Here is a 26,573-nt window from a genome sequence, read left to right on the forward strand (position 1 = left end):
AAGCCCCCGCCACCCCGACCGAGCCGAGCGTGGCCGTGGCGTGGAAACCCCGGCGGTAGTGCTGAGGAAGAATGGCACGGCCAAGGGTGTGCAAAAGCTCAAATCCCACGGCGTAGGCAGCAAGAACCGCCGCGCCTCCCAAATGACGCTCCTCGGCAAGCGCAATGAGCGCGGGCACTAGCGTGACACTCGGATGCCCGGTCATCACGAAATCAACGTCGTCATAGTCGAGCGCATGCCCTGCCACCCCGTTCACAAATGCGGCCCAGGTAGCGCTGGTTTTCTCGCCGCCCGTCAAGACAGTTGCCACGCCGTTTCCGCCCTCCTCCACCGCCAGCCGAAGCGCCAGGCGGGCGCTGTCGTCCCCCATCCCGGCGAGGGTGACGCCCAGGGTGTCCACCACGGCGTCGCGCGAGCGCGCGCGTGCCACAGCGCCGATGGCATTCGGATCGGCATTGGCGATGAGGCGGGCAATCTCTCGGGTGGCGGGCCAGGGGCGACTCAATTCGTTCACGGGAATTTCCCTCTACGTTCAAGAAAAAGGCGTACATCAAGATTCTACAAGACTATGTTCCAACAAAAAAATGCGGCCAAAAAAAAGCGGGGCCCGCGCTGGGCCCCGCCTGATTGGATCAAAATCATTAAAAAACTAGACGCCTCGGAGATCCTCTGGCGGTTTTTTGCCTTTTCTGGATTTAGGCGCCTTTTTCTTCAACTCCTGGGTCAACTTGTACTTGTTGATGGCAGAGACAAAAGCCTTCGCGGCGGCCTCGACGGTGTCGGGGCTCGTGCTGTGGCCCGCTATTTGGGTGCCATCCTCGAACTCAACCTGAAGATTCACCTCGGCCAGCGCGTCGCGCCCTCGGGTGACGGAGTTGACCGTAAAGTCGGCAAGACGGCTTCGGTTGCCGGTAATGATGTTAATTCCGTCGAGCACAGCATCGACAGGGCCATTGCCCCTTCCAACCTCGGTATGCACCTCATCGCCCTCGCGGAGGTGGACGGTGGCCATCGAGCCGGGCTGCGAGCCGGTTGAGCTCGAAACCTGGAGCGCGTCGAGCTCATAGTAGCTCTGGCCCGAATCGGCCCGATTCTCTTGAAGAAGGGCAATCAAGTCCTCATCGTAAATCTCTTTTTTCCGGTCGGCCAAATCAATGAAGCGTGGATAGATGGCCGAGATTTCCTCGCGGTTCATCTTGAAGCCAAGCTGCTCGTAGCGTTGGCGAATCCCTGCGCGGCCCGAATGCTTGCCAAGGACAAGTGTGTTCGAGGGGCGACCCACCGACTGCGGCGTCATGATCTCGTAGGTGATGGCATTTGAGATAACGCCGTGTTGATGGATGCCCGCCTCATGGGCAAAGGCGTTCTTGCCGACGATGGCCTTGTTCTGTTGAACGGGCACGCCCGTCATCGAGGTGAGAAGACGGCTAGTCGGGTAGAGCTCCTTTGTCTTCACGCGAGATTTAAAATCGAGAATGTCCTTTCGCGTTTGAAGCGCCATGACGAATTCTTCGAGCGAGGCGTTGCCCGCCCGCTCACCAATACCGTTGATCGTGCACTCAACCTGGCGCACCCCGCACTCGACGGCGACGATGCTGTTGGCGATGGCAAGGCCCAAATCGTTGTGGCAGTGAGCGCTGAAGACCACTCCCTCATAGTTGGGAATTTTTTCGAACATATGCTCCCAAAAACGGCGAAACTCAGAAGGCACCGTGTAGCCAACCGTATCGGGCAAATTGATCGTCGTCGCGCCCTCATCAATGGCAATTTTCACGACCTCGATGAGAAAATCCCAGTCCGCACGCGTTGCGTCCTCGGCGCTCCACTCAATGTCTTTGCAAAGTTTGCGCGCATGGCGGACCTGCTGCCGCACTTCCTTCAAAAGCTCGGCGCGGCTCATCTTGAGCTTGTATTTGAGGTGAATGTCACTCGTCGCGATGAAGGTGTGGATGCGCGGTTTTTTGGCGTGGCGCACCGCCTCCCAGCAGCGGTCGATATCGCCGCGCTCCGAGCGCGAGAGCCCGGCGACAATGGATTTCTTCACCGCCTTGGCGACATCTCTTACGGCCTCGAATTCATCGTTCGAGGCGATGGGAAAGCCCGCCTCGATGATGTCCACCCCCAGCTTTTCAAGTTGGAGGCCCATCTGGACTTTTTGAAACCGGTCCATGGCGCAACCCGGCGACTGCTCGCCATCGCGGAGGGTGGTGTCGAATATTCGTACACTGTTGTTTGATTTCGATTTACTCTTGGGTGATGCGCCCTTTGGCGCGGGTGATTTTTTCTTTGGCTTACTAGCAGGCATCTTATTAAGCTCCTTAGGATCAAAATTTAATTTTGGGTTCCCGCCGCGCATCGTGTGCGGGCAGGCGCAACCTCGATTTGGCTCCTAAGTCGCCAGCGACCGTTCGGGCGCACCACTCACGCCCGTGTTCCTCCTCTTGAACTTATCAAACGGCATCGCTTTATTCTTCAAGGTCTTGCTCCATTTCATAAAAAAACCAGCCAGGCTCCTTCATACAACCCCGTAGGGCCCACAGCCAGCGTGTTGCAATACATATCGGCAATTTTGGCCTCCGGGTCAAGTGGTTATTGCGCAAAATACAGATTTTTGGGGAGTTTCCCCATGTTTGCCCCGGATTAGCACATCCCCTAGAGCCCTCGGGGACTGTAGGGGCAGGCCCCTCCGTCTTTACCTAATTTTTACGCGAGAGCCCCGCTCGCTCATGTATGATTCGCCAATACGCACATACTGGCACTAAATGTGCCCATCTTTTTTGCACGAACATTTCACAACAAGGAGCATTCTTGATGTCGAAACCCACCACCCCGGCGGACCAGAGCGCCACTCCCGGCGAGCGCATCATCGACAAGCCCGAGCACCCCCAACAGGGGTATGCCAACACCATCGTTGCCGAGATGGAAACCATCGAGGGCAAGGGCCAGCTTAAAATCGGCAAGAGCGGGAATTTTGAAATTTTTTGCGATGAGCCCCCTCGCCTCGGCGGAGGCGGCGAGTACCCCCAGCCGCTCAACTATTTTGCGCTTGGCGTTGGCTTCTGACTGCTCACCCAGGTGGCGCGGTACGCGCACATGATGAAGATCGAGTTTAAAAAAGCCCGATGCCGAATTGAATACGATTTTTTCCTGAAAGGCTCGGTGTTAAAGGGCACCGTCGAGAGCGGGTGCACCGGCTTTCGCTCATTTTTATTCATCGACTCCGATGCGCCTAAAGATCAAATCATCAAACTCGCCAAGAATGCGAAGGGGGGTTGTTTTGCCGAATGGACCCTCCGCAACCCGGTCGAGATTGAGGATGTACTCGAGATCAACGGCGAGGCGGTGGCGCTGTAGGCAAAGTGCCGAAAAAGGTTTCCCCAAAAAATTACCCGCACAAAAAAAGAGGGGCCGCAAAAAGCGGCCCCTCCCGAACTGTCTGGTTAAGCGTAATTACTACTTCTTGCCCTTCTGCGGGACGATACTAACCGAATCCTCGCCCACGGCTGGGGTTCCATCTTCCGTTTCGCCGCTCAGCTCCGCGCTCTCATCGCCTTCGCCGATGCCCGTATCCTGTGTCGGGAAATGGCACACCAGATCGTCAAGGCCGTCTTCATTGACGTCCTCGGCGTGGCATTTTTTCGGTGCAGCGCCGGCCGGGCCGAACGCCAGCGAGGCGGTGTCGAGCGTGTTCGCGTCAAAGTCCTCGGTCGAGAGCACCGCCACCGGGGTCACGCCCTTGGATTTTAAGTTAATCGGGTTTTTATCGCTGCCGGGCTTGATGTCCACCACCAGGTCAACTTGGGGGTCAGCAAACTCGGTGGTGTTGAGCATGACCGAAAAGGTTCTGTATGCATAGTTCGCGTTAAAAACATCGGGCTTGCCGTCCCCGTTGTAGTCCCCCAAATCGATGTTGCCTGGTAGACGCACTACACTGAGATCCAAGGGGTCGGGGAGACTCGTGGCCGCGGCGAATGAGCCAACCCCGTCGCCCAGCAGAACGGAAATGCTATTGGACCAATAGTTCGCCGTCGCCAAGTCCAGCACGCCATCTCCATCGAGATCCGCCGCCTTAACTGAACCGGGCCAGTCTCCCACAGGATGGTTCACCACAGCGCCAAAGGTGCCGTCGCCGTTGCCAGCGTAGACCTTGACCACGTCTTCATGCACATCGGCGTGTGCCAAGTCGATGTTCCCGTCGCCATCAAAGTCAGCCAGCACCAGCGACCAAGCATCAGACGAGATTCTCTGCCCTTTGGTGAGATTGCCGGCGCCATCGTTCAGGTAAATGTCGACAGATCCGACGTCGGCTGACACCACATCGTTGTCCCCGTCACCGTCAAGGTCGGCAACCTCGATGTCGGTCGAGCCCCAGAAAATGGGGTCCCCGTAGTTCGTGGGGGCGCCGAAGGTGCCGTCGCCGTTGTTCAGCAGGACAGAGGTATGGTTATAAGAGCTGCCCGCGATGATATCAAGATAACCATCGCCGTTGAGGTCCCCGAGGCCAACCGAGCGGCCACCCTGCGGCAACACCGGCATAACCACAGTGGTAGCAAAGGTGCCGTCGCCGTTGCCGAGCGTGACCGCGACAGCCCTGGCATGGTTGTGGACCGTGACGATGTCGAGGTTCCCATCGTTGTTGACGTCTCCCACCTTTAAACCGTAGAGGTCGGAGGAACCGGTGAGTATCTCCGCTCCTGCGGAGAACGTGCCATCGCCGTTCCCCAGCATGAGGGTCACCCTCGTGTACGGATCAAAATTCCTATGGCGGGCGATGACATAGTCGAGGTTGCCGTCATTGTTAAAATCGCCCGAGGCCCCTACCCCCATACCAAAGGCGCTGTTTGGAACTACCGTAGCGACCGGGGGGTCGAAGGACAGTGTAGCGGCGTTACTCACAACCGGGGCAAGAGCCAGCCCTGCGGCAACAAAGAAAGCAACTAGTAAATAATTTAAACCCTTTTTCATCTGAAAACTCCCATTGGTTAAATTTAACAACTCTGAAATAAATTCCCTTACTTTTTTTCAGTCAACTAAGCGAAATCAACGTATTTATTTGCCACCACTTCCAGGCCTTTCAGGAAAAAAGCGCTGGCTAGGTGGGCGGATTGCTGAACTGCCAGAGGCAGATAATAATCGGTTCAAAAGTTAGTGTGTGTGTTTTAGCTGATATGGCGAGAGATGCAAACAATAAAAATTAAGAAAATAGTAATAGGGTTAAAATATCTGTTTATCTAAATACCCCCATAAAGTGCTTATGCCCCGCGCTGGCTCTTGAGCTCGGACTCTTTTTCAGCCTGCTCGGGATGGAGGCCCACGCCCAAGGCGCTGACCATGCGGTTCATGTGGTTGAAGTAGCCGGTGATGAGCACGACATCGAGGATGTCTTCATCGGAAAGGCCCGCCTCTCTTAAAGGGGCAAGGTCGGCTTCGGTCATTTGGCTTAAATTCAGGGTGAGCTTTTCGACATAGGCGAGAACGGCCTGCATTTTAGGATCTAGACCGTCAAATTCGCCCGCCTCGACCCTTACGGGGAGGTTAACGTCTTCACTGAGCTTCGCGAGCACCTGCCCGTGGGAGGTCTTTCAGTAAAAACAGTTATTCACGCTCGAAACTCTAACGGCGATCATTTCTTTCTCGATCCGAGTTAGCCCTGATGCCCCTTCCATCAAAGAGACGAACATGGATTGGTTGGCGCGCAGGTGGTTTTCCTTGATGCTCATGATCTCGGTCGTGCTCGACACGAAACCGCGGCGGTCTTTTGAGGCCTTGTAGTAGCGCTGAAGATTGGGGCTTGCCTCATCCTCGGGCACTGTTCTGATCCAGGGCATGATGAAGTTCTCCTTAAAGTAATCAAAAAAAATTATCCGGGGTTCAATTTAATTACATGGCGCTCTGGCCACCATCGATGACAAGGACCGAGCCGGTCATGAAACGCGAGGCGGGGCTTGCGAGGAAAACGACGGCGCCCTCTAGCTCCTCGGGCGCACCCACGCGGCCCATGGGAATGTGGGTTTTAATCATTCGCTCGCCAGCCTCTGAGGTGAACATGTCGCGGTTGATGTCGGTGAAAAAATAGCCGGGGGCAATAGCGTTTACGCGAACGCCCGAGCGGGCCCACTCGAGGGCGAGGGTTTTGGTGAGCTGGATGAGGCCGCCCTTGCTGGACGAGTAGGCCGAGAGCATTTTGATGCCCACCATCCCGGCGACCGAGGCGACGTTGACGATAGTACCGCTGCCTCGCTCGCACATGCCCCGGCCTGCGGCCTGGCACATCAGAAACGCGCCCCTGAGGTTGGTGGCGAAGACGCGGTCCCACTCTTCAAGGGGAAGATCGGCGGCCCAACCTGCGCCGCTGATGCCGCTGTTGTTAACCAAAATATCGAGGGGCCCGAGGGCCGCCTCGGCGGCGGCAACGGCGGCGGCGGGTGACTCATCGTCGGTGAGGTCGAGCGCGATGGGCTGGGCACCTCGTCCAAGGGCGCGGATTTCGGAGGCGACCTCTTCGAGTTTGTCCACCCGCCGGGCCGCAAGGGCGATATCGGCTCCGGCCTCAGCAAGGGCAAGGGCCATGGCGCGGCCAAGACCGGTGCCGCCTCCTGTGATGAGAGCTGTTTTGCCTTCAAGGTCGAAATCTTTGCGCATGGGGGGAAGGCTCCTCATTCTAAAAAGCTGGGCGAGCGATACTGACGCAGCGCTTGTTCGTGTCAGATTTCCATCAAGACGGGCGGCCCGTTTTCCACTTCGGCACAGGCTCGGGACCCGCCACTAGGCCGCCGGAGGTGAACCGGGTGGAGCGGAAAAATTTCTTTGGTGCGCGCCGCGAGGTATCACTATTATTATCCCGGGGGGCGGCTCTAATCACCGCTTGCCAAGCGAGCTGTTCACCGCACATCGCGCGAGGTGTCACCATTAGCCACACGAGGTGTTCACAAGTTGTGGATAACTGACGGTATCGGCAGCTTAAACACCCCAAAATCCGACACTTAGTTCTAGTTGCCCCATGAAGGAGCACTACATTTAATGCGTTAATTATCAATAAGATATACTAAATTTTCGCCTATCCGTGCCGGTAGCCTTCGTCTTCGATATTGTTTTTACACAGCTTTTCCAGATTCCGGAAAAAAGGCACTAAATGTGGGCACCTAAACCCGCGCCAACCACTAAAAGTTGGGGTCGTCTCTATGAGCGGCATGTTGCGCTGAATAAACTCCGCTCATTAGTCCTCCATCGCGCCCTAGGGTGCCACCTCAAGGAAAACCAAAGAGGTGTTGCCATAGTCCGCGCGACGAATTTTCCTTGCTCCCTCGGGCACATCCGGCTCAACCTTACCAACTGAAAACTCGCACACCGCCAGTGCGCAAAGCGGGGGCGACTGAAAAAGCAAATCCAAAATCTGCTGCCGAAGCCCTTCCTCGACCCAGGGAGGATCGACGAAAGCAACGTCAAACGATGCGCCCCCCTCTTCACGGAGATTCGAAAGAGCCCCCCTGGCGTCTCCATGGCAAATATCGAGCCTATCGCTGAAATCAAGGCGTTCTGCTTCATTCTGAATATGGCGGCAACGCTCCTTGTTCGACTCAAGAGCAACAACCCGCTCGGCGCCTCGACTGATTGCCTCAAGCGATACAGCCCCGCTACCGGCACACACATCGATAAAAGACCAGCCCTCGAAACGTTGCCCCAGAATATTGAAAACCGCCTCACGCACCCTGTCGCCCGTGGGTCGCACATTTTTGCCCGGAGGAGAGGCCAGCCGCCTTCCTCTGGCACTTCCACCGATAATTCTAAGGGACATTTCCATGCACCAAGTGAAACTAGAGTTGATCAAAATGTGCCAAATCACTGAACTGGCGATAGCGCCCTTCGATCTCGCTCTGGGTAAGTGTTTTTAGCCGATCATAGCTAAAAGATTCGACGTTAAAAGAAGCCATAACGCTTCCAAAAATGACAGCACGTCTAAGTGCACCAGAACTCATATCTCCTTTCGATGAGATGTAGCCCATAAAGCCACCAGCAAAGGTGTCCCCCGCCCCGGTCGGGTCGTAGATTTCCTCCAAAGGAAGACCTGGAGCGGAAAAAACTGAATCTTTCTGAATCAAAAGTGCACCGTACTCCCCTTGCTTCACAACAAGAGTTTTAGGACCCATTTCCAATATCTTGCGCGATCCCTTGAGCACATTGGAGTCACCAGAAAGTTCGCGAACTTCACCTTCGTTGATCACCACCATGTCAACCATACCGAAAGTTTCTATCAGTTCATCACGCTTCCCCTCAATCCAGAAATTCATCGTGTCACAGGCAACTAGACGAGGAGATTTAACCTGCTCAACCACGGAAGCTTGGAGTTCGGGATCAATATTCGCGAGAAATACAAATTCACTTTTGCTGAACGCCGCCGGGACCTGTGGGCGGAAATCTTCAAACACATTAAGTTGAGTATCGAGAGTATGCGCCGTATTTAGATCATACCCATACTCTCCTTTCCATCTAAATGTTTCTCCTTCACTCCGCTCGAGACCCGCAAGATCAACCCTGCGATCAGAGAGAAAATCAAGTTCAGCTTGTGGAAAATCACTTCCCACGATTGCAACAAGACGAACTTGAGTGAAATAGCTCGCGGAAACAGAAAAGTAGGTCGCTGAACCGCCAATTGCGTCCTCGCGCTCTCCAAAAGGAGTTTTCACAGAATCAAATGCCATAGAACCGACCACAAGAAGACTCATCTATTAATATCTCCATCCCATCGAAGCGGGCAGTGAATTACATCCACTCTACAAAGAAACACCTTACTCTATGCACCCTACCAAAAAAAGGTTTGGTCTATTTCCGTTGGTATTTTACGATTAAGGGGGCTAACGCAGAACTAGCCAAAGGACCGAACCAACATCTACTACTTTGTTGTTTCCTGGCAACCTTCTATATTTTACATAATAGGCCTGTTAGCTTACGGGTTAAAGTTCGCTTAGCGGACTAGCGATTCCGCTGGAGATATAATCATATGAATGGATTACATAACGAATCAACTGGGACACCTGTCACGAGGGATGATTTAAGTCGTCTCGACTACTTCAAAGACCTTAAAGAGCGCTACCTTTCTGTCATGGGCCTAAATGCCCGCTGGCATCCAATTGAAGACTCCACACTTGCCCCTAATCGCAATACTTGCATGCACCTGCATTACCTTATTTCACTCACTCGAGCCGTCGAGGAAACACTCGACTCAACCTTCCGCTCCGGTCATGTTCCTGGAACAGCATTTTTCGGGCGCGGAAATGAGGCATCGAGTGTAGCCAGTGCATCCTGTCTCCACGAAGAAGAATGGCTCATTCCCATGCACCGAAACTGCGGGGCGCATCTGGCCAAAGGGCATCCCCCGGACAGCATCATGTCCCACTTCTTTGGCCGTGAAGCTGGACCATCTGCTGGTCGAGACGGGAATTTCCATATGGGCTACCGGCCAAAAAAAATCACGCAACTCATTAGCCATATTGGCACGATGGTTCCCATCGCAGCAGGAGTCGCCTGGGCTGAAAAAATCCGCGGCTCAGGTCGTGCCGCTCTCACCTACATCGGCGACGGCGGCTCAAGCGCAGGCGACGTACACGAGGGCATGAACTTAGCGGCCGTTCAAAAACTTCCTCTCGTTATCATAATCGACAACAATCAATTTGCTTTCAAAACACTTTTAACAGAGCAATTCGCCTGCGAATCGCTTGTTTTGAGAGCGCCGGGCTACGGCATGCCCGGCTACTTGATCGACGGAACCAATGCTCTTCTTATGAGAAAGATTTGCGGCGAAGCACTTGAACGAGCCCGAAAAGGAGATGGTCCCACCCTAATAGAAAGCGTCACAATCCGCGCTGTAGGTCATTCGGTCTACGACAAATTTTCTGACTACGTGGACATGGAGAACCTCAACAAATGGAATGAAGAGCGAGATCCGGTGAAGCGGTTCGACGAATATTTACTTGCAAATGAAATCGCAACGGAAGACGAGATCGGAGCATCCCATACACGTGCACGCCAAGACGCTGAAAAGGCAAGGGACGAGGCCCTGAAGGGTCCGTTTCCAAGTCCCGAGTCTGTCGAGGACGACGTTTATGCACCCGATTAGAGGACGATCGACAGGAGAACTGCGTGAGTCAACTGACATATCGTGAAGCTATAAGTGTCGCCATGTGGGAAGAAATGGAGCGCGACAATTCCGTCTTCCTCCTGGGGGAAGATATCGGCCTCGGCGGTGGTGCCTTCTATATCACCAAGGGATTTCAGGAACGCTTTGGCCGCGAACGTGTCGTTGATATGCCGTTGAGCGAGGCGGGATTCACAGGTGCCGCCATTGGAGCCGCCCTGAATGGAATGCGCCCCATCGTGGAATTTCAATTCGCCGATTTCGTGACCGAATCTTTCAAAATGATCGTTGATTTTGCTGGCGGCAACCATTACAGGAAGATGGGACCAGTACCAATAGTGCTACGACTCCCATCGGCATCGCTCACCAGTGCAGGTCCGTTCCACAGCCAGAATCCTGAACCATGGTTCTTCAGCACGCCGGGCCTCAAGATTGTCGCGCCGACTACCGCTTACGACGCTAAAGGCATGATGAAAACAGCCATACGGGACAACAATCCCGTGCTCTTTTTGGAATATAAAAAATTTTACAACTATCCAATTGATGAACTGCCGAAAGTGCTTAGACCCGACATCCCGGATGAGGACTACACCGTGCCCTTCGGCGAGGCGAGGATATTAAGAGAGGGAGATGATCTATCCCTCATCACCTTTGGCACGACTGTGCTAGAAGCCCTAGATGCTGCTGATATTCTCGAATCAGACGGCGTCCAGGTTGAAGTAATCGACATGCGCACGATTTTCCCCTTCGACAAAGACGCCATACTGAATAGTGCCCGGAAAACGGGAAAGCTACTCATCCTTCACGAAGCCCGAAAGCGTGGAGGTGTCGCCGGCGAATTTGCCTCTATCGTGGCGGAGGAGGCTTTTGAATTCCTTGACGCCCCAATTAGGCGAGTGGGCGCCATCGACACTCCTGTTCCGATGAGTCCGCCCCTAGAGAAGGCATATCTTCCGGGTACGGAAATGGTGGTCGACGCACTCAGGGACTTGGCTGCATACTAACAGCCATAGGTTTTATCTGATCGGGGAAAAAATCCCACAATCCTTGAGGAATGACATGTACCAGGCGCGTGTTCGAATGCCCCAGATGGGGAGCAGCGTTCACGAAAGCACAGTCATTGAATGGAAAAAATCGGTGGGAGATCGTGTTCTCAAGGGAGATCCACTACTTTCGGCAGAAAGCGATAAAGTGGAATTTGAGATTGAGGCACCTGCCAGCGGGATGCTCAAGGAAATTCTGGTAGCCTCGGAAAAAATTGTCGCTGTGGGCGAAGTGCTGGCTATCCTTGAAACAGAGGAAGAAATTACAGAAGAACAGTTTAGCCTACCCTCCCAAAGTGGCCCGCCAAAGACAAATGAATGGACAGCCCCGGTGGCGCCGGTAAAACTGGAGAAATACGAACCCGCATCTTCCGGCCCTGCTCAAAGGCCGCCTCACTCAGGCAATGAGTCCACCTCGCCTCAAGACTTTGACAGCCACATGTCGCTCTCTACCCGCAACACGTGGCTCTCGCCCCGCGTGCAGCGCCTGGTGGCAGCGCATGGCCTCGATCTAGGCACGGTGGCAGCCTTGCCCGGCAGTGGCACAAGGGGCCGGGTGACGGCCAAGGACGTCGAGCGCTTCATCGCCGATGGCAGCTTTCAACCATCTGATATTATTGATCTTACATTCTCACCCCTCGCCGAGACACAAGACCGCGAGCGCGCCGAGCCCTTGAGCCGCCTTCGCCGGCGCATCGCCGAGAACCTCACCCGCTCGGCCCAACAAATCCCCCAGGTAACCACTTTTCTTGAAGTCGACATGAGCAACATCGCCGCCTGGCGAGCCGCACATAAACACGAATTCGAGCAAACACGCGGCGTAAAACTCAGCTACAACCCCTTTTTTGCCCTCGCCGTAATCGCCGCCCTCCGCGACCCCGAAAACGAGCGCCTAAACGGCAGCTTTGAAGATGACGCTCTTTCCATCAAGCGCTACGTCAACCTTGGCCTCGCAGTGGACACCCCCGTGGGCCTCATGGTCCCCGTCTTAAAAGATGCCGACGCCCTGGGCTTTGGAGATCTCGCCCTCGCCCTGGCCGATCTTGGAGCCAGAGCCCGCACGGGCAATCTCGCCCCCGATGAGGTAAAAGAGGGAACCATTACCCTGACGAACTTCGGCGCCTCGGGCGCCCTTTGGGGCAACCCCATCATCAACCCCCCCGAGGTCGCCATCATCGGCACAGGCGCCGTTGCCCCGCGGGCTGTGGCCCTTCCCGGCGGGGGTGTCGGAGTAAGGCCCACCATGGGCCTATCAATAACGTTTGATCACCGGGCCAACGACGGCATGGCGGCAGGCCGATTCGCCGCCGCGGTCCGCGCCGCGCTCGAAAGCATGAACCTCTCACAACTGGAGTTTTAAACGACATGGCAAGACCCGACCCCTCAACACCACTCAGATCGCTCCTCTTCACCCCCGGCAGCAACGAAAAAATGCTCGCCAAGGCTCCCCACTCGGGCGCCGACGCCGCCCTGTTCGACTTAGAAGACTCGGTCGCCCCCGACATGAAAAAAGGCGCGCGGCCCATGGTCGCCCAGGCCATGAAAGAAACCGCCGCCACCGAAGGCGGCCCCCCCGTCATTACCGTCCGCGTCAACGACACCACAACCGGCCTTTTGGAGGGCGATTTAGAGGCCATCGCAATCCCTGAGCTCGACGCCATCAAGCTCGCAATGACAAACTCCGCCGCCGACATCCGCACGGCGGACGCCATTTTGACCCGGCTAGAAAACGAGCGGGGCCTTGAGCCAGAGTCCATCGGCATCATCGCCCTTATTGAAACAGCCCTTGGCCTCTACAACTGCTTTGATATCTGCAAGGCGGCCAGCCGCGTCGTCGGCATCGGCATCGGAAGCGCCGAGGGGGGGGACATGAGCAACGATCTGGGTTGTGAATACCGCCCCGACGGGCAAACGCTTCTCTATGTGAGGAGCAAAGCCCTGGCCGATTCGCGCGCCGCAGGCGTTCCCTTTCCCACCGACGGCCCCTTTACCCGCTTTAAAGACCCCGATGCTTGCCGCGCCGACGCGATTCATGCAAGGGAGCTTGGCTACGTGGGCAAGGCGGCGATTCACCCGAACCAGGTCGAAATTTTGAACGAGGTATTCTCGCCAGACCCTGAGCGGGTGGCTTATTTGAGAGAGATGATCGACGTTTATTATGAGGCCGAGCGCGCTGGCGCTGGCGCCGTTTCCTTCCAGGGCCGCATGATCGACATCGCCATGGTCAAGGACGGCGAGCGCGTCATCGCCTTTGCCGACAATATCGCCAAGCGGGGCTGAGCTCCGGCGCGTGGTGTGACAGCGGGAACGAGTTTTACTGAGAGGGCTTTGGCCCTCTGACCCTGAGCGCCAGCGAAGGGTCTGCTGTTTTATGAATCAAAAGTCGATTCTTCGCTGGCGCTCAGAATGACATCAAATGGAATTACGGGCAAAAAAAGAGCCGCCCTCCAAGAGAAGACGGCCCCTTTTTATCTACGAAATTTTACTTCGTGCCAAAAGCCTTGCCCTTTTGCTTGGGAAGGCGCTTCCAGCTCATCGCCAACTCGGCGAGGATTCGGACCCCGACACCCGTTCCGCCTGCGGGGCGGTAGGGCTCGCTCTTTCCTGTGTGCGAGGGGCCGGCTATGTCGAGGTGGACCCAAGGGGTGCCCTCGGCAAAATGCTGGAGAAATGCGGCCGCCGTATTCGCGCCGCCCCACCTTTGGCCCGAGATGTTGCACAGATCGGCCAGCTCTCCCTTCATCATTTCGCCAAACTCGGAGAACAGCGGCATATGCCACACACGGTCGCCGGTCTCTTCCCCTAACTCTGAGACGCGCGATATCAACTCATCGTGGGTGCCGTACATTCCCGTAATACTTTTGCCAAGCGCCACCATGCAGGCGCCCGTCAGGGTGGCGAGATCAATCATGCACTGGGGCTTGTATTTTGTTTTGGTGTAGTGAAGGGCATCGGCCAGAACGAGCCTGCCCTCGGCATCGGTGTTGTGAATTTCGATCGTCGTGCCGCTCATCGCCTTTATAATGTCGCCGGGCCGGGTGGCGTCGCCGTCCACCATGTTCTCGGCCAAGACGGCCACGGCAACCACGGGCACGCTAGGTTTAATGCGCGCGACGGAAACCATTGCGCCCAGTACGGCGGCGGCCCCGCTCATGTCGGTGGTCATCAGCTCCATCCCGCCGCTCGGCTTGATGGAGATGCCGCCCGTGTCAAAAGTTACTCCCTTGCCCACAAACGCAATGGGCTGCGCCTTTGAGCCGCGCGGGCGGTATTCGATGGCAACAAGACGGGGCGGGGCCGTGCTTCCTTTTCCCACGGCCAGAAGAGCGCCCATCTTTAATTTTTCTGCCTGCTTGTGATCCAGAATCGTGCACTTTAGCCCCTCGCGGCGGGCCATGCGGCGCGCCTCGGCGGCTAGAACCGGTGGGCGTTTTTCATTGCTCGCCGTGTTGATCAGATCCCGCGCATAGGCGGTGCCGTCGGCAAGGGCTTTTCCAACCTTGATTCCTGCTCGAAGACCGGAGACCGAGGCTTTTCCTCCGCACAAAACGGCCTGCGAAATTTCTTTTTTGCCTTTCGGATCTTTTTTCTTGTATTTTTCCATCCGGTAGAGACCAAGAGAAACGCCCTCGGCTGCGCTTTGCCCCGTGAGCTCAGGAGACATCGCTCCATCGCGCACTATGTCAACGAGAGAGATGGCAATCTTCTCGGCGCCATCAGTGCGGGCGCGCCTGGCGCCCGTGGCACAGGCCCGCCGCACCACCTCGGCATCCCTGTCCGCCATGCTTCCTAGGCCAACGAGCACCACGAATCCGGCGCCAAGGACTGACTTTCCGGCTGGGACCGCGACCGAGGCGATCTGTCCCGTTTTACCCTCAAAAACCTTTCGCTTCCTGAGGGATGTCAACGCACCGGCCAGCGCCTTATCGAGCCGGTCGTGTATCCGTTTGTCATCCACAAGAAAAACCAGGGCATCTACCTTCTGGTCGAATCCATTACCCGGGGCTGCTGAGAATCGCATTCATCATCTCCTTTGAGATCTAAAATAAGAGCCGGGCGCACCCGAGAGCCGCCCAGCCATACCACTCACCCTTTCGCGGCGTGACACAGGAGTGTAGCCGAAGCGCTGCCGGGCCGCTAGTTTGGGGAGGCGGCCATTTTTTCGGGCCGATGTTTTCTCAGGGGCGATAATATGAAACATTACACGTGTTATATGTGCAGGATACGGAGGAACTCAATTTTGCGAGAAGAATCAAAAAATCGATATCAATTGACCAGAATTTTTCTGGCGCTCGCCACAATGGTCTTGCTCTCGGGATGCGGAAAAATTATCGCCATCACATCGAATCCAAACAGCGTCTACAAACTAAAAGTCGAGCCCATAAATTCGCCGGATCGCAACCTTCGAAAATTGGAGTTTTTCTATGCAGAATATCTTTTAGAGACGGCAACCTCATCCACCCGGATAGGGGTTCTGCTTGAACCGCTAAAAACACCAATGGGCATTGTCATGAACCCCTCGAAATATATTTCGGGTATGACGGGAGCAGACAAAATCTCAGATCTCATCAAACGCTTCGCCCCGATGAAGTTTTATTCGCTACGAACCTCGGCAGGAAAACACCTGGGTTATGCATTTCTTCACCCCAGGGAAACCCTGCGCACCATTTCAGTCCATAAAGGGCGTTATTGGCTGGAGTTATTCAGGACAAAGAAATAAAACCACACCAGCCATTTTTCACGCAATTGGAATTTCCATGAAACTTAGGTAGGTTTGCAACATTGATATTCTTTCATTCTAACGGAAAGGGAAACCGACATGAGCTTTTATAACTGGGACATGCTTCCTGTAACGAACGAGCGACCAGGCGTTACACATAGAAGAATTTTCGGCGACACCATGCAGATTCAGCACCTCATTACCGAGCCGGGCGGCACCCCAACAAAGATGCACACGCATCCCGGGGAGGAGGAAATCTTCTACATCCAGGCTGGCGAGTGGGAATTCAACCTCGACGGCGATATCCGTCAACTATCTCCGGGCGATGTTGTTCATGTGAAAGCTGACGTCCCCCATATGCTTCAGATGATGAGCACCGACGAGCCAGGCATGGCCCTTGAAGTTTTCTCCTCGGTACATAATCCCGAGTTGGCCAAAGACCGCGAACTCTTCACGGTTGATGCGATCAATGCACGTATCAAGGAAGCAAACCCCGAGGATTAGATTTAAGAATAAAACAGGCAAAAGAAATTCACTGGCCCTGGGGCTCCTGTGCGGCGAATAAGCGGATATTTGCGCCCAGTGATTTATTTGTGATGCCCCAGGTATTTGTCCCACCTAATGCCGAAATAGCCGAAGACCATAAATAATCCCGATATGGGAATCGTTTTAAAAAAACGTGCGACATAGTAGGGCAAGTCCGAATTCTCGAATCTCGACCACATCTCCACCCCTTCGGCCTGGGCCCCGGGGATTTGGTCCATCACGATGGACACCGAATGCGCGAACTCCTCCACCATCAACGCTATCGGGTAGCGATTCCAAATCCCGTCTTGCCGCCAGAGATAGATCTCATAAACAAGAAGGGCGATTCCCCCCAGATAAAGAAACCATCCAAGACGCCTGCGAAACCAGTGAACGAACAAATTCAGACTCCTTTACGGTGATAACAACACTGCCTGCTAATAATATCACGATTTCGATTGCCTAATTCCACTCAAACATGAGCCCAGAGGTGCCCGGCGACACTTGTTTCAAGTGAATAAAATCTAATTTCTCCAATACATACGGCGGCTTGAAACATGCGGCGTTTCATCTTCATAATGGTTAACTACACTGAACAATGGCATCTTCGAGGAGATATGAAATCATGGCCCAGATCAAGCTTCTTCAACACTTCAGTATTTATTGCCGAGAGCTAGAGCCCATGCACAACTTCTACGTCAACGTACTGGGCCTTCCCGAATTGCCTCGTCCCGAATTCCCCTTCCCTGGCTACTGGCTCGAATCCGGCGAGGGACACCACATTCATTTGTCAAAACTGCGGGAAGGACACGTCAAGAATTCCATCAGCGAGAACGAGGACAGCTACATGGACCACCACTTTGGCCTACTAACCGACGATCTTGCTGGCGTAAAGGCAAATCTTCGTGAGCACGGCATCGAATTTCATGACGAGCCCTATGGCTACCCGCAGATTTTCTTTCGCGATCCCGAGAACAACCTCATCGAAGTCGCCTCGGCGGAAATGTTTGAGGGTTAAGACTCATTTTTTTGAAAAGAGGACAATTCGCCATGGCCGATAAACGTTTGCGACAGATAAACGCCACCAACGCACCAGGCCGCTATTCGCGTGCCGTCGTCTCGGGGAACACGGTTTATCTGGCCGGGCAGACCGGTTTTGGTCTCGACGGCGAGCCGATAACGCCCGGCAACGCCTCTGCCCAAGCCAGGCAGGCATGCGAGAACATCAAAATATTGATGGAAGAGGCGGGTGGCGACCTCTCGCACGTCGTCAAGCTCACCACCTATGTCACTGACCGGGCTCACAGAGAGCCCGTCTACGCCGTCATTGCCGAATTTTTTGGCGAGTACGCCCCAGCCTCGACGGGGCTCATCATCGATGGCATGGCTCACCCCGACATGCTCGTCGAGATCGATGCGACGGGCACCCTGCCGGGGTGAAGAAAGTTTCGCCACTACCCAAAAAATTCAAATCACTTCCCCCCTCAGGCGTTTATCATCTCGTTCTTCATCTCGGCAAAGAGCGGCGTATCCAGGTGGGCGCGCTCGGGCGCTTTGTTTTTCCGGCGGGCTATTACACCTATACGGGCAGATCCATGCGGGCGCTTCCTGCACGGGTGGCGCGGCACGCCCGTCGCGACAAAACGCTCCGTTGGCATATCGACTACTTCAGACGACATACAAAATTCATCGGGGTGCAGGTGATTGCATCCACCAAGCCCGGTGATGAGGAGAGGCTTGCTCGTGCGCTTCTCGCGTTAGCTCAAAAACAAACGGGGAACAATGCCGTGCCCGCTCCCGGATTCGGGGCCTCGGACAGTTCCTGCCCGGCACACTTATTCTACTGGGGCAATTTGTCACCTGACTTCGAAAAAATTCATAAATAACGATTTATCAATATCTTACAAATAGTTACCGCACCGATATTTCATCTCATATTCTCTCGCTGAGATTCCTAGAGGAAGGAAAAGATCTCTTTTAAGACAATAATCACAAATAGGACTTGAAATTAATTTAGACATGGCTAATAATATTTTTAGCACATTAACGCCCTAAAATTTATCAATAGTGAAAACCTGAAAATAGATCGACGAGGAGACACATGACCGACCCGCTTGCAGCACTCATCATCGCCGGCATTATCACGCTCCTCTCCGTGGTACTTTTCTGGCCTGTTCGGGGATTTTTTTGGCCCTGGTTGAGAACATTTCGAGCCACCGAACGCATCCTGATCGAGGACGCCCTCAAGCACGTCTACGACTGTGAGTACCGCCAGTTGCCCTGCACCCTCCACAGCATCTCAGGCGTCCTGAGCATTTCGGGCAACCGAGCCGCGCAACTTCTCGTTCGCCTTGAGCAGTTAAAACTCGTGACATCGGCGCGGGGTGCTTATGTGGTCACCGAGGAGGGCCGAGGCTATGCCCTGCGCACCATCAGAATTCACCGTCTCCTAGAGCGCTATCTATCCGATGAGACAAACCTTGATCCTGCCGAGTGGCACCAAAGTGCCGAGTACCGCGAGCACAAGACCACGCCCGAGGAATCAGAGGTTCTGGCGGCGCAGATGGGAAACCCATTGTTCGACCCTCATGGCGACCCCATCCCGACGGCGCATGGCGACATTCCCCCACCCCAGGGAACACCCTTGACTGAACTTTCTCCCGGCAAACTTGCCGCGATTGTCCATGTCGAAGACGAGCCTCAGGCGATCCACGCCGAACTCGTAGCCAAGGATTTACACCCAGGCATGCGCGTTCGTGTACTTGAGAGCGGGCCCGAAGAAATTCGTTTCGAGGCCGACGCACACGAATACACGCTCGCCCCTGTCGTTGCGGCCAACCTTTCTGTCCACCCTGTACCCGAGGGGCAGGAAATGAGCGTTTCCCTCAAATCACTCGCCGATCTTAAGCCCGGGGAAAAAGCCGAGGTCGCTAGTATTTCTCCCGCCTGCAGAGGCTCCCAGCGGAGGCGCATGCTCGATTTGGGCATTATTCCAGGCACCGAGGTAACTTGCGAAATGAACAGCCCCACCGGAGACCCCACCGCCTACCGAATCAGGGGCGCCGTAATTGCGCTCAGGCGTGAGCAATCCGGGATGGTCCAGATTAACGAACCTCAAGGAGTCACCACATGAGCAGTCAACCAGCGGCCGCCTGCGAATACTGTCCTGTTCACAACGCCGAGAACCTCATCAAGCTCGGCGTCGATATGGAGAACTGGGATTTTGTCGTGGCGCTGGCCGGAAACCCGAACACAGGAAAGAGCACCGTCTTCAACGCCCTGACCGGCCTCCGTCAGCATACCGGCAACTGGCCCGGCAAAACTGTCGCCCGCGCAGAAGGCGGCTACTCGATAGGCGGGCAGAGTTACAAACTAGTAGATCTGCCGGGTACCTACTCGTTGCTCTCAACCAGTTACGATGAAGAGATCGCCCGCGACTTCATCCTCTTCGGGCAGCCGGATGTGACCGTTATCGTGGTGGACGCCACCCGTATCGAGCGCAACCTCAACCTGGTTCTTCAGGTGCTCGAAATAACGGATCGCGCAGTCGTTTGCCTCAACCTGATGGACGAGGCCAAGCGGCACGGATTGGCGGTCGACGAGCGACGTCTGGCCAAGGATCTGGGTGTACCCGTAGTTGCCACATCGGCCCGCTTCGGGGAGGGGCTGGATCTCCTCAACAAGACAATCGCCGAGGTGGCAACAGGTCAGATTGTTTGCAAGCCGCGAAGGATAAAGGGGCAGTCTCTTCCCCTGAAATCCGCAGTGGACAGCCTAGCAGGCACTGTTAGCGAAGGGTTTCCCGAACTGCCTAACGCCCGCTGGATAGCCCTTCGTCTTCTGGACGCCGATGAGCGGATAGTCGAAGCCGTCCAAAGCGGTGAGTTGGAAAACATACTGGCACCTAAAACAGCAGAAGACGGAACGCACATGCAAACGGCAGCATCGAGATTAAATGCGCCATGGGACACCACGAAGAGCGATAAGATCCTCGCCGAGGCGTCCTCGCTTCGCTGGAACATCGGTGCCGACTTTCACCAGACGCTTATGGAAACTATCTATACCGAGTCCGCCCACATCGCAGACCGTGCAGTGTCGCGAAGCGGGCAGGAGCCGAAATTCGATTTGGACCGAACCATCGATCGTCTGGTGACGAGCCGAATTTTTGGATTTCCGATCATGGTGCTCGCCCTCACGGTTATCCTCTGGCTGACGATCTCGGGGGCGAATGTACCCTCGGCCATGCTTGCCACGCTTCTTCTCGAAAATATTCACCCCATGCTTAAAAGCGGCGCGGCTTTCATCGGAATGCCCTGGTGGCTCGATGGTTTTTTAATTGACGGCATGTACCTTGGCACCGCCTGGGTCATAAGCGTCATGTTGCCGCCAATGGCGATCTTCTTCCCGTTGTTCACCCTCCTTGAGGATTTTGGATATCTACCGCGAGTGGCCTTTAATCTCGACAGCATGTTCCGAAGCGTGGGGGCCCACGGCAAGCAATCGCTGACGATGGCGATGGGGTTTGGCTGCAATGCCGCCGGAGTGGTTGCAACACGCATCATCGAAAGCCCCCGGGAGCGCCTGATTGCTATCATCACCAACAATTTTGCGCTTTGTAACGGACGCTGGCCCACGCAGATAATGATCTCCTCTATTTTCATAGGCGGTCTGGCCCCAGCCCACCTTGCCGGATTGCTCTCGGCCCTGACCGTTGTCTCGGTGGCCATGCTGGGCGTGTTCTTCACATTTGCCACCTCCTGGTTTCTCTCCAGGACGGTTCTCCGCGGAGAGGTTTCTACTTTCAGCCTCGAATTGCCTCCCTACCGCCCGCCGCGCATATTTCAAACAATCTACACATCGATGATCGACCGCACCCTACTCGTTCTATGGCGCGCAGTGATCTTTGCCTTGCCGGCCGGGGCGCTTCTGTGGCTCATTTCGAATATCCCGATTGGTGATATCAGCCTGGCGCAACTCATGATGAACTGGCTCGATCCATTTGGATATATGGTCGGCTTGAGCGGCCTCATTCTCCTGACTTACATCATCGCAATTCCCGCCAACGAGATCATTATTCCAACGATCTTGATGCTCACCGTGCTGAGCGGGGGAATGACGGGTGTGGGCGAGGGGTCGGGCGTGATGTTCGAACTCGATTCCGAAGGGGCCACCGCCCAACTCCTCAAGGGAGGCGGATGGAACCTCTTAATCGCCGTAAACGTTCTGCTATTCAGTCTCGTTCACAACCCCTGCTCGACCACCATCTACACCATTTGGAAGGAAACGCGGAGCGGAAAGTGGACGGCGGTTTCCGCCCTTTTGCCTGTCGTGATGGGTTTTGCTCTGTGCTTTGTAGTAGCTCAGGTGTGGCGTCTCGTTGCAGGGGGTGGCTACTAATACTTCCCGCGAGGGAGGAAGGCAGATTCAAGCTCTTGTTTGCGTTGTTCCAGCGTAAGGGATTAGGCCTCTAGCTGCTTTAGAGTTTTCGGCAGACGAAAAGATAGCGGTTGAGGCTGAAAAAATATTTCCCCTCGGCGCCAAGCTCCTCAAGCTCCCGAGCCCAGGCCTTCACCTCCTCTTTAGGTATGTCCCCGTATCGGATAACAAAGGGGACAATGATGTTCAGCATTCGGCAACTATATCTTTCAAGATCGTATTCGGGGTTGAGGAACGTAAAAACATCTCGACGCTCGATTTCAAAGCCCGCCGCGCGAAGCTGGGCCGAGAGCGATTTGGGAAGGTGCGGATTGGCTAGGTGTGCGTCCCAGGCCTTCAGGATGCGGCGCGCACGCTCTTCATCCCTCGCGCTCCACACGAGCGAGTCCCAGTCGGTATCGAGAATCACCGCCCGCCCGCCAGGCTTAAGAACGCGGTTAAGCTCCGAGAGCGCCGCCTCGATGTCGGTAACATACTCATAAACCTGGGTGGAAACGGCTGCGTCATACTCGCCAGCCCCTGCAGGGACAGAGTTGGCATCCCCCTCTTTGATTTCTACATTTACAAGCCCGGCACACCTTGCCCGCGCCAGCTCATTCATCGCCCCGGTCGGGTCCACACCAACCGCCCGGCCCGATGGCCCGACGGCCTCGGCAATATCGCGCAGAACAAAGCCGGGCCCGGAGCCAATGTCGAGCACCCGCTCGCCGTTGCGGGGCGCCAGCGCCTCCATCACAAAAGCGCGTTGACCCTCTTCATCCGGGGTGGAATAGACCTCCTCCACCCGGCGGGCCGTTTTATCGTCAAATTTAGGCGGTTGTTGCAAAACGCCACCTCCTGCCCCCTGGTCCATGCTATTCATTGACCCATTTAGCCGCACAAGCGTATAAAACCTCCTCTGCCTTGCGGCACACCCTAGCACCGGGGACCATCCTGGATGGATTCGGCGAAAGATACAAAGATTACCGCCATTGCTGCGAGCCATGGCGTTAATTCATTTTACCTTTTTTTTCTAACGCCGATTATCCCGATAATCGCCACCGAATTTAATTTAAACTATGTAGAAGTAGGCATAATTGCGTCTTTATATGCCTTTGCCAACGGCATTTTTCAATTTCCCATATCATTTCTGGGCGACTACCTTGGGCGATGGCGCACTGTGCTAACCATCTCGCTGCTTGTGCAGTCCATCCCTGTATTCCTCTACGGGATTTCTCCGACTTATGGCGTATTTCTGATTTTTGTCTTTTTTAGCGGCCTAGGATGCTCAGCCTATCATCCCCCCGCCATCGCACTCATCACCAGAGAGAGCCCCGAGCGACGCGGCTTCATCATGGCAATCTTCGCAGGCGGCGGCGATGTCGGAAGCATTATTACCCCCGTCCTTGTGGGATGGATGACCGTCTATTTTGCCAGCTGGCGTATGGCCGCTCATCTGGCGCTTATCCCAGGAGTTATCATGGCGATAATCATTTGGCGCCTGTTCGAGGACATACCGCGCGACGACCGCTCGATGAAACAAGCGGCGAGTGCGACCCTGGGCGCCCTCGTAAGAAACAAACCCTTGATTCTTTTAATTCTTCTCTCCACCTTTCGCATCACTGGCTTCAGAGGGCTTATGACGTTCCTCCCGCTTTTATTGGCGCAAAATTTTGGTTTCGACACCCAGAGCGTTGGCTGGACCATATCCTCCTATTTCATTATGGGCACACTAACGACGATCATCGTAGGCCGCTGGTCGGATAAGGGAAGCAAGACGATGTTCATCCTTGTCCTGACGTTGTTCTGCGGGCTTGCGCTGGCTTCTATTTCACTGGCAACGACGACTCTCGGCGTAATTTGCGCCATAATCTCCGTGGGCGTCCTCCTCACACCGGTGCCTAGTCTAGTGCTTGCCGTGGGTACCGAATTGGTGGAAGAAAGACAGCGTGCCAGTGCCATCGGCCTTGTTTACGCCATAAACGAGGGGGCAAGCACAATATCGCCGCTCATCGGCGGACTCGTCGCCGAGGCCGTGAGCCTGAGGTTTTCGTTTCTTTTCTATGCCGTGCTGTTCGGCATATCGAGCGTCATCGCATTTATTCTTCACCAGGTGAGTAAAAATCTAGACACCCCCAGGCCAGAGAGCGCCGCATGAGCCACGACATCAACGAGAAGAACGAGACAGAGAACGAACTTGCCCCCTGGGGCGCCATCGGTCTTTTGTTCCTGGCGCATTTCGTCGTGGACAGCCAGATAAGCTTTCTCTCACCCCTGCTTCCTCTTTTAAGCGAAAAGTTCAATATCGATCTCGGGGCTGCGGGTGTTCTGGTGGGTCTGCTCGCCTTTTTCGTCGCGGGAACCCAGCTTTTCACCGCCATCATCACCGACAGGTGGCCCAGGCTTCCCTGGTTGGCCATCGGCCTCATCGGAAGCTCTTTTTTCATGACGGCGGTAGGGTGGCTGCCCTCATATACCTGGGTGGCCATATCGATCCCGATTGGTGGGGTGCTCGCAGGAATAGCGCACCCCGATATGGCCTCTCGGGCGGGCTCGCTTAGTGACAGGCACAGAAGCCTCGCCGTCAGCTTTTTCGTCTCGGGCGGGAGGCTCGGTTTTTCCCTGGGGCCCATCATCGCCCTTTTCATCGCCAAATGGTGGGGGATGGAATGGCTCTGGCTCTACATCTTCGTGAACATCGTCGCCGTTATCGGCATCTTGAGCGGCCTGCCAAAACCAGAGGCCGCCAAGTCGCATGACAAAGATATTTTCCGGGGCCTCGGGGCCGCACTCTGGAAAGCGAGACACCCACTCTCCATCCTGCTCGGTGTCACAATCTCCCGAGCAGTCGTTACGGTGAACATGCAAGGCCTGCTGCCCACCCTCTATGTCGAGATGGGGCTCGGCCTTTGGCAAGGCGGAATCGCCAACTCGCTGCTTCTTTTCTTTGGGATGGCAGGGGTAATGGTCGGGGGCGCACTCGCCAACCGCCTTGGAAAGCGGCAGATAATTGTGAGTGGAATCGCCATTTCAATTTTGAGCCTGGTGGGATTTCTCGCGGCAACGCCAGGCCTGGCATTGGTCTTTCTTTCCATTTTGGGCTTTGGTCTCTACATGCCCATGGGCGTCGGCATGGCCTATGCCCAGGAATTCTTGCCATTGCACAGGGGATTCGCCAGCTCGCTTACCCTCGGGGCCTCGTGGGGTGTCGCGAGCATATCAGTCATCCCGCTCACCTGGGTCGCCGAGGACATTGGCCTTCTCCTGACCTTCTGGGCGCTTCCCATTTGCCTGGTCATCGGCATGGGATTCGCCTTTTTCCTCCCGGACGAGAAAAAATTCAGCTAAACAAAAAAACGCGGCCTCCCCATGGGGGGCCGCGTTTTTTCTATCGACAATAGAATCTAGGCGCCAGCACTAACCCCTTGCTCTTTCACCAGTTCATCAAGAACCAAGTCGATCCGAGGCTCCTCCGTCCAGTTTGATTTGTAGGCGATCTTTCCATCCTTATCGATGACGTAGACCATATTCGGCATGCGCCCGAAGGACTCCACCACCGCCTCGTCAAGATCATCCACGAGAACAGGCACCTTCATTCCGAAAATATCAACAAGCTCCTTTGCGTAGCCAAGTTTATGCTCGTAGGAGGTATGTTGCGTATATTTTTTAAAATACCTGCGCTCGCCCGCGTGAGGCTCTTTCGAATAGATGACAAAAAACTCAACATCCTTATCCTTATACTTTTGATATAATTCATCAATGCCAGGCACCTGCCGGCGAAAAGGCGGTCACGTGATGGCGCCAAACTCGATGACAATGTTCTTTTTCCCCAACATATCGGCAAAATCCACCTCAACACCCTCGGTCGTCTTAAGCTTGACAGGAGGGGCCGTGTCGCCCGGCTGAAGCAACTCCTTGAAGGCCTTGTGGCGAATTTTTCGAAAACCGGCGAACTCTCGTTTAAGCGTTCGAACAGGGTCCAGATACCAGAGGCTCCACATCCCCCCCATGGGGCCGGGCGGCCTGTCGAAATGATCTTGTTTCTGCATGAACTGTCTCCTTGGATACAACAGTGATAATCGGGTATTTCTAAAGATATCCCAAAATCTGACGATAATTAGGTTATTGATCTGTAATGGTTTTGTCGAGGGTGGCGCAATTTTTTCTCAGAATACGATTGAGACATTCACCTTAAAGGTTTAATATATATAGAGTTGTCGACACCTAACAACAAATGGCCGAAGTGGAGGACATAACATGGAAACTTTAAAAATCGCTTTGACCGGATTAATAACCCTCGCTGCTGCATCCCTATCGCCTTCTGATTTTCCCGGCAGCGTTTATTCCCAGGAAAAAAAAGGCGACCCATCAACCCAGACAAAAAAATTGGACGCCGAAACGGCTAAAAAATATAGGGAAATTCGAATTCAGGAAACCAAGAAAAAAATTCTGAATATTTCCTCACTCATAGAAGACATCAATAAAAAACTCAAAATCCGTACATCCGGACAGGATATTTTCACGGAAAAACGAGATCTTGAAAATCAACTCCGTGATTTAATCACTCTTTACGCCCTGACCGACCAGGCCCTCACCGAAGCGGGACGCCTCAACAAGGAAATTCGCATCATCAAGCACAACTCAAGAAAAGGCCCGCGAGATTCAAGTCGCCTTCAACTCGCCAACTTTCTAGACGCCAGACGTCAAGAATACATCACCTTCGCAACGCGATAGGCTC

At 54.8% G+C, this 26,573-nt stretch carries 29 protein-coding genes; 16 read left to right on the forward strand and 13 right to left on the reverse strand.

Annotated features, from left to right (window positions below; all coding sequences use genetic code 11):
• Window positions 1–514 (reverse strand): MmgE/PrpD family protein (locus tag HOJ95_12465; GenBank protein ID MBT6395514.1); only part of this gene is annotated, 514 nt, incomplete at its 3' end.
• Between the two features lie 135 nt (window positions 515–649).
• Window positions 650–2,305 carry a 2-isopropylmalate synthase gene (locus HOJ95_12470; GenBank protein ID MBT6395515.1) on the reverse strand — a complete coding sequence of 552 codons (1,656 nt, stop codon included), beginning with the start codon at window positions 2,303–2,305 and terminating at the stop codon, window positions 650–652.
• A gap of 506 nt (window positions 2,306–2,811) precedes the next feature.
• Between HOJ95_12470 and HOJ95_12475 the strand changes: the two genes are divergently transcribed.
• Window positions 2,812–3,063 (forward strand): hypothetical protein, encoded by a 252-nt coding sequence (locus tag HOJ95_12475; GenBank protein ID MBT6395516.1) that lies wholly within the window; start codon window positions 2,812–2,814, stop codon window positions 3,061–3,063.
• A 30-nt stretch (window positions 3,064–3,093) separates the two neighbouring features.
• Window positions 3,094–3,354 (forward strand): hypothetical protein, encoded by a 261-nt coding sequence (locus tag HOJ95_12480; GenBank protein MBT6395517.1) that lies wholly within the window; start codon window positions 3,094–3,096, stop codon window positions 3,352–3,354.
• Between the two features lie 99 nt (window positions 3,355–3,453).
• Here the strand turns inward: HOJ95_12480 and HOJ95_12485 are convergent, their stop codons facing one another.
• The 6 genes from HOJ95_12485 to HOJ95_12510 form a co-directional block, all read right to left on the reverse strand.
• Complete coding sequence (locus HOJ95_12485; GenBank protein ID MBT6395518.1) at window positions 3,454–4,965, reverse strand: VCBS repeat-containing protein; 1,512 nt, start codon at window positions 4,963–4,965, stop codon at window positions 3,454–3,456.
• 287 nt (window positions 4,966–5,252) lie between these two features.
• Window positions 5,253–5,564, reverse strand: coding sequence for a hypothetical protein (locus tag HOJ95_12490; protein ID MBT6395519.1), 312 nt, complete (start codon window positions 5,562–5,564; stop codon window positions 5,253–5,255).
• A gap of 18 nt (window positions 5,565–5,582) precedes the next feature.
• Window positions 5,583–5,828, reverse strand: a complete 246-nt coding sequence (locus HOJ95_12495) for a hypothetical protein (protein MBT6395520.1) — start codon at window positions 5,826–5,828, stop codon at window positions 5,583–5,585.
• A gap of 52 nt (window positions 5,829–5,880) precedes the next feature.
• Window positions 5,881–6,642, reverse strand: coding sequence for a glucose 1-dehydrogenase (locus tag HOJ95_12500; GenBank protein MBT6395521.1), 762 nt, complete (start codon window positions 6,640–6,642; stop codon window positions 5,881–5,883).
• A 592-nt stretch (window positions 6,643–7,234) separates the two neighbouring features.
• The gene (gene rsmD, locus HOJ95_12505) at window positions 7,235–7,795 is read right to left on the reverse strand and encodes a 16S rRNA (guanine(966)-N(2))-methyltransferase RsmD (GenBank protein MBT6395522.1); all 561 of its coding nucleotides are present in this window, start codon (window positions 7,793–7,795) and stop codon (window positions 7,235–7,237) included.
• A 19-nt stretch (window positions 7,796–7,814) separates the two neighbouring features.
• Window positions 7,815–8,723 carry a sugar kinase gene (locus HOJ95_12510; GenBank protein MBT6395523.1) on the reverse strand — a complete coding sequence of 303 codons (909 nt, stop codon included), beginning with the start codon at window positions 8,721–8,723 and terminating at the stop codon, window positions 7,815–7,817.
• 275 nt (window positions 8,724–8,998) lie between these two features.
• Here HOJ95_12510 and HOJ95_12515 point away from each other — a divergent pair, with 275 nt between their 5' ends.
• The 4 genes from HOJ95_12515 to HOJ95_12530 are packed head-to-tail and all read left to right on the forward strand — an operon-like array spanning window position 8,999 to window position 13,455.
• Window positions 8,999–10,114, forward strand: coding sequence for a thiamine pyrophosphate-dependent dehydrogenase E1 component subunit alpha (locus HOJ95_12515; protein ID MBT6395524.1), 1,116 nt, complete (start codon window positions 8,999–9,001; stop codon window positions 10,112–10,114).
• Between the two features lie 23 nt (window positions 10,115–10,137).
• On the forward strand, window positions 10,138–11,136 hold the full coding sequence (locus HOJ95_12520) for an alpha-ketoacid dehydrogenase subunit beta (protein ID MBT6395525.1): 999 nt from the start codon (window positions 10,138–10,140) through the stop codon (window positions 11,134–11,136).
• 55 nt (window positions 11,137–11,191) lie between these two features.
• Window positions 11,192–12,535, forward strand: a complete 1,344-nt coding sequence (locus HOJ95_12525) for a 2-oxo acid dehydrogenase subunit E2 (GenBank protein ID MBT6395526.1) — start codon at window positions 11,192–11,194, stop codon at window positions 12,533–12,535.
• Window positions 12,536–12,540: 5 nt separating this feature from the next.
• Entirely contained in the window at window positions 12,541–13,455 is a 915-nt protein-coding gene (locus tag HOJ95_12530; protein ID MBT6395527.1) for a CoA ester lyase, read from the forward strand.
• Window positions 13,456–13,657: 202 nt separating this feature from the next.
• Here HOJ95_12530 and HOJ95_12535 read toward each other — a convergent pair whose 3' ends face one another.
• Window positions 13,658–15,196, reverse strand: coding sequence for a leucyl aminopeptidase (locus tag HOJ95_12535; protein ID MBT6395528.1), 1,539 nt, complete (start codon window positions 15,194–15,196; stop codon window positions 13,658–13,660).
• A 219-nt stretch (window positions 15,197–15,415) separates the two neighbouring features.
• Between HOJ95_12535 and HOJ95_12540 the strand changes: the two genes are divergently transcribed.
• Together HOJ95_12540 and HOJ95_12545 are read left to right on the forward strand one after the other, a co-directional pair.
• On the forward strand, window positions 15,416–15,895 hold the full coding sequence (locus HOJ95_12540) for a hypothetical protein (GenBank protein MBT6395529.1): 480 nt from the start codon (window positions 15,416–15,418) through the stop codon (window positions 15,893–15,895).
• A gap of 99 nt (window positions 15,896–15,994) precedes the next feature.
• Window positions 15,995–16,399 (forward strand): cupin domain-containing protein, encoded by a 405-nt coding sequence (locus HOJ95_12545; protein ID MBT6395530.1) that lies wholly within the window; start codon window positions 15,995–15,997, stop codon window positions 16,397–16,399.
• Window positions 16,400–16,482: 83 nt separating this feature from the next.
• Here HOJ95_12545 and HOJ95_12550 read toward each other — a convergent pair whose 3' ends face one another.
• Window positions 16,483–16,821: a hypothetical protein gene (locus tag HOJ95_12550; protein ID MBT6395531.1), complete on the reverse strand. Its 339-nt coding sequence runs from the start codon at window positions 16,819–16,821 to the stop codon at window positions 16,483–16,485.
• Between the two features lie 224 nt (window positions 16,822–17,045).
• On the opposite strand from HOJ95_12550, the gene HOJ95_12555 reads away from it, so the two are divergent.
• From HOJ95_12555 to feoB, 5 genes are all read left to right on the forward strand, one after another.
• Entirely contained in the window at window positions 17,046–17,438 is a 393-nt protein-coding gene (locus HOJ95_12555) for a hypothetical protein (protein MBT6395532.1), read from the forward strand.
• Window positions 17,439–17,470: 32 nt separating this feature from the next.
• Window positions 17,471–17,860 carry a RidA family protein gene (locus tag HOJ95_12560; GenBank protein ID MBT6395533.1) on the forward strand — a complete coding sequence of 130 codons (390 nt, stop codon included), beginning with the start codon at window positions 17,471–17,473 and terminating at the stop codon, window positions 17,858–17,860.
• Window positions 17,857–18,306 carry a GIY-YIG nuclease family protein gene (locus HOJ95_12565; GenBank protein MBT6395534.1) on the forward strand — a complete coding sequence of 150 codons (450 nt, stop codon included), beginning with the start codon at window positions 17,857–17,859 and terminating at the stop codon, window positions 18,304–18,306. The genes HOJ95_12560 and HOJ95_12565 overlap by 4 nt, the downstream gene beginning before the upstream one ends.
• A 215-nt stretch (window positions 18,307–18,521) precedes the next feature.
• Window positions 18,522–19,553, forward strand: a complete 1,032-nt coding sequence (locus HOJ95_12570) for a DtxR family transcriptional regulator (GenBank protein MBT6395535.1) — start codon at window positions 18,522–18,524, stop codon at window positions 19,551–19,553.
• Entirely contained in the window at window positions 19,550–21,817 is a 2,268-nt protein-coding gene (feoB, locus tag HOJ95_12575; protein ID MBT6395536.1) for a ferrous iron transport protein B, read from the forward strand. Before HOJ95_12570 ends, feoB begins: the two co-directional genes overlap by 4 nt.
• Before the next feature lie 79 nt (window positions 21,818–21,896).
• On the opposite strand, the gene HOJ95_12580 is transcribed toward feoB, so the two are convergent.
• Window positions 21,897–22,682: a methyltransferase domain-containing protein gene (locus tag HOJ95_12580; GenBank protein MBT6395537.1), complete on the reverse strand. Its 786-nt coding sequence runs from the start codon at window positions 22,680–22,682 to the stop codon at window positions 21,897–21,899.
• Between the two features lie 111 nt (window positions 22,683–22,793).
• On the opposite strand from HOJ95_12580, the gene HOJ95_12585 reads away from it, so the two are divergent.
• Window positions 22,794–23,993, forward strand: coding sequence for an MFS transporter (locus HOJ95_12585; GenBank protein MBT6395538.1), 1,200 nt, complete (start codon window positions 22,794–22,796; stop codon window positions 23,991–23,993).
• Entirely contained in the window at window positions 23,990–25,183 is a 1,194-nt protein-coding gene (locus HOJ95_12590) for an MFS transporter (protein MBT6395539.1), read from the forward strand. The genes HOJ95_12585 and HOJ95_12590 overlap by 4 nt, the downstream gene beginning before the upstream one ends.
• Before the next feature lie 56 nt (window positions 25,184–25,239).
• On the opposite strand, the gene HOJ95_12595 is transcribed toward HOJ95_12590, so the two are convergent.
• Together HOJ95_12595 and HOJ95_12600 are read right to left on the reverse strand one after the other, a co-directional pair.
• Window positions 25,240–25,605 (reverse strand): redoxin family protein, encoded by a 366-nt coding sequence (locus HOJ95_12595; GenBank protein ID MBT6395540.1) that lies wholly within the window; start codon window positions 25,603–25,605, stop codon window positions 25,240–25,242.
• A gap of 18 nt (window positions 25,606–25,623) precedes the next feature.
• Entirely contained in the window at window positions 25,624–25,884 is a 261-nt protein-coding gene (locus HOJ95_12600; protein ID MBT6395541.1) for a hypothetical protein, read from the reverse strand.
• A 208-nt stretch (window positions 25,885–26,092) separates the two neighbouring features.
• On the opposite strand from HOJ95_12600, the gene HOJ95_12605 reads away from it, so the two are divergent.
• Window positions 26,093–26,569, forward strand: a complete 477-nt coding sequence (locus HOJ95_12605) for a hypothetical protein (protein ID MBT6395542.1) — start codon at window positions 26,093–26,095, stop codon at window positions 26,567–26,569.
• The last annotated feature ends 4 nt before the right edge of the window (window positions 26,570–26,573 follow it).

It is taken from the genome of Nitrospinaceae bacterium, assembly GCA_018669005.1.
In the GTDB taxonomy this organism is placed as follows: domain Bacteria; phylum UBA8248; class UBA8248; order UBA8248; family UBA8248; genus UBA8248.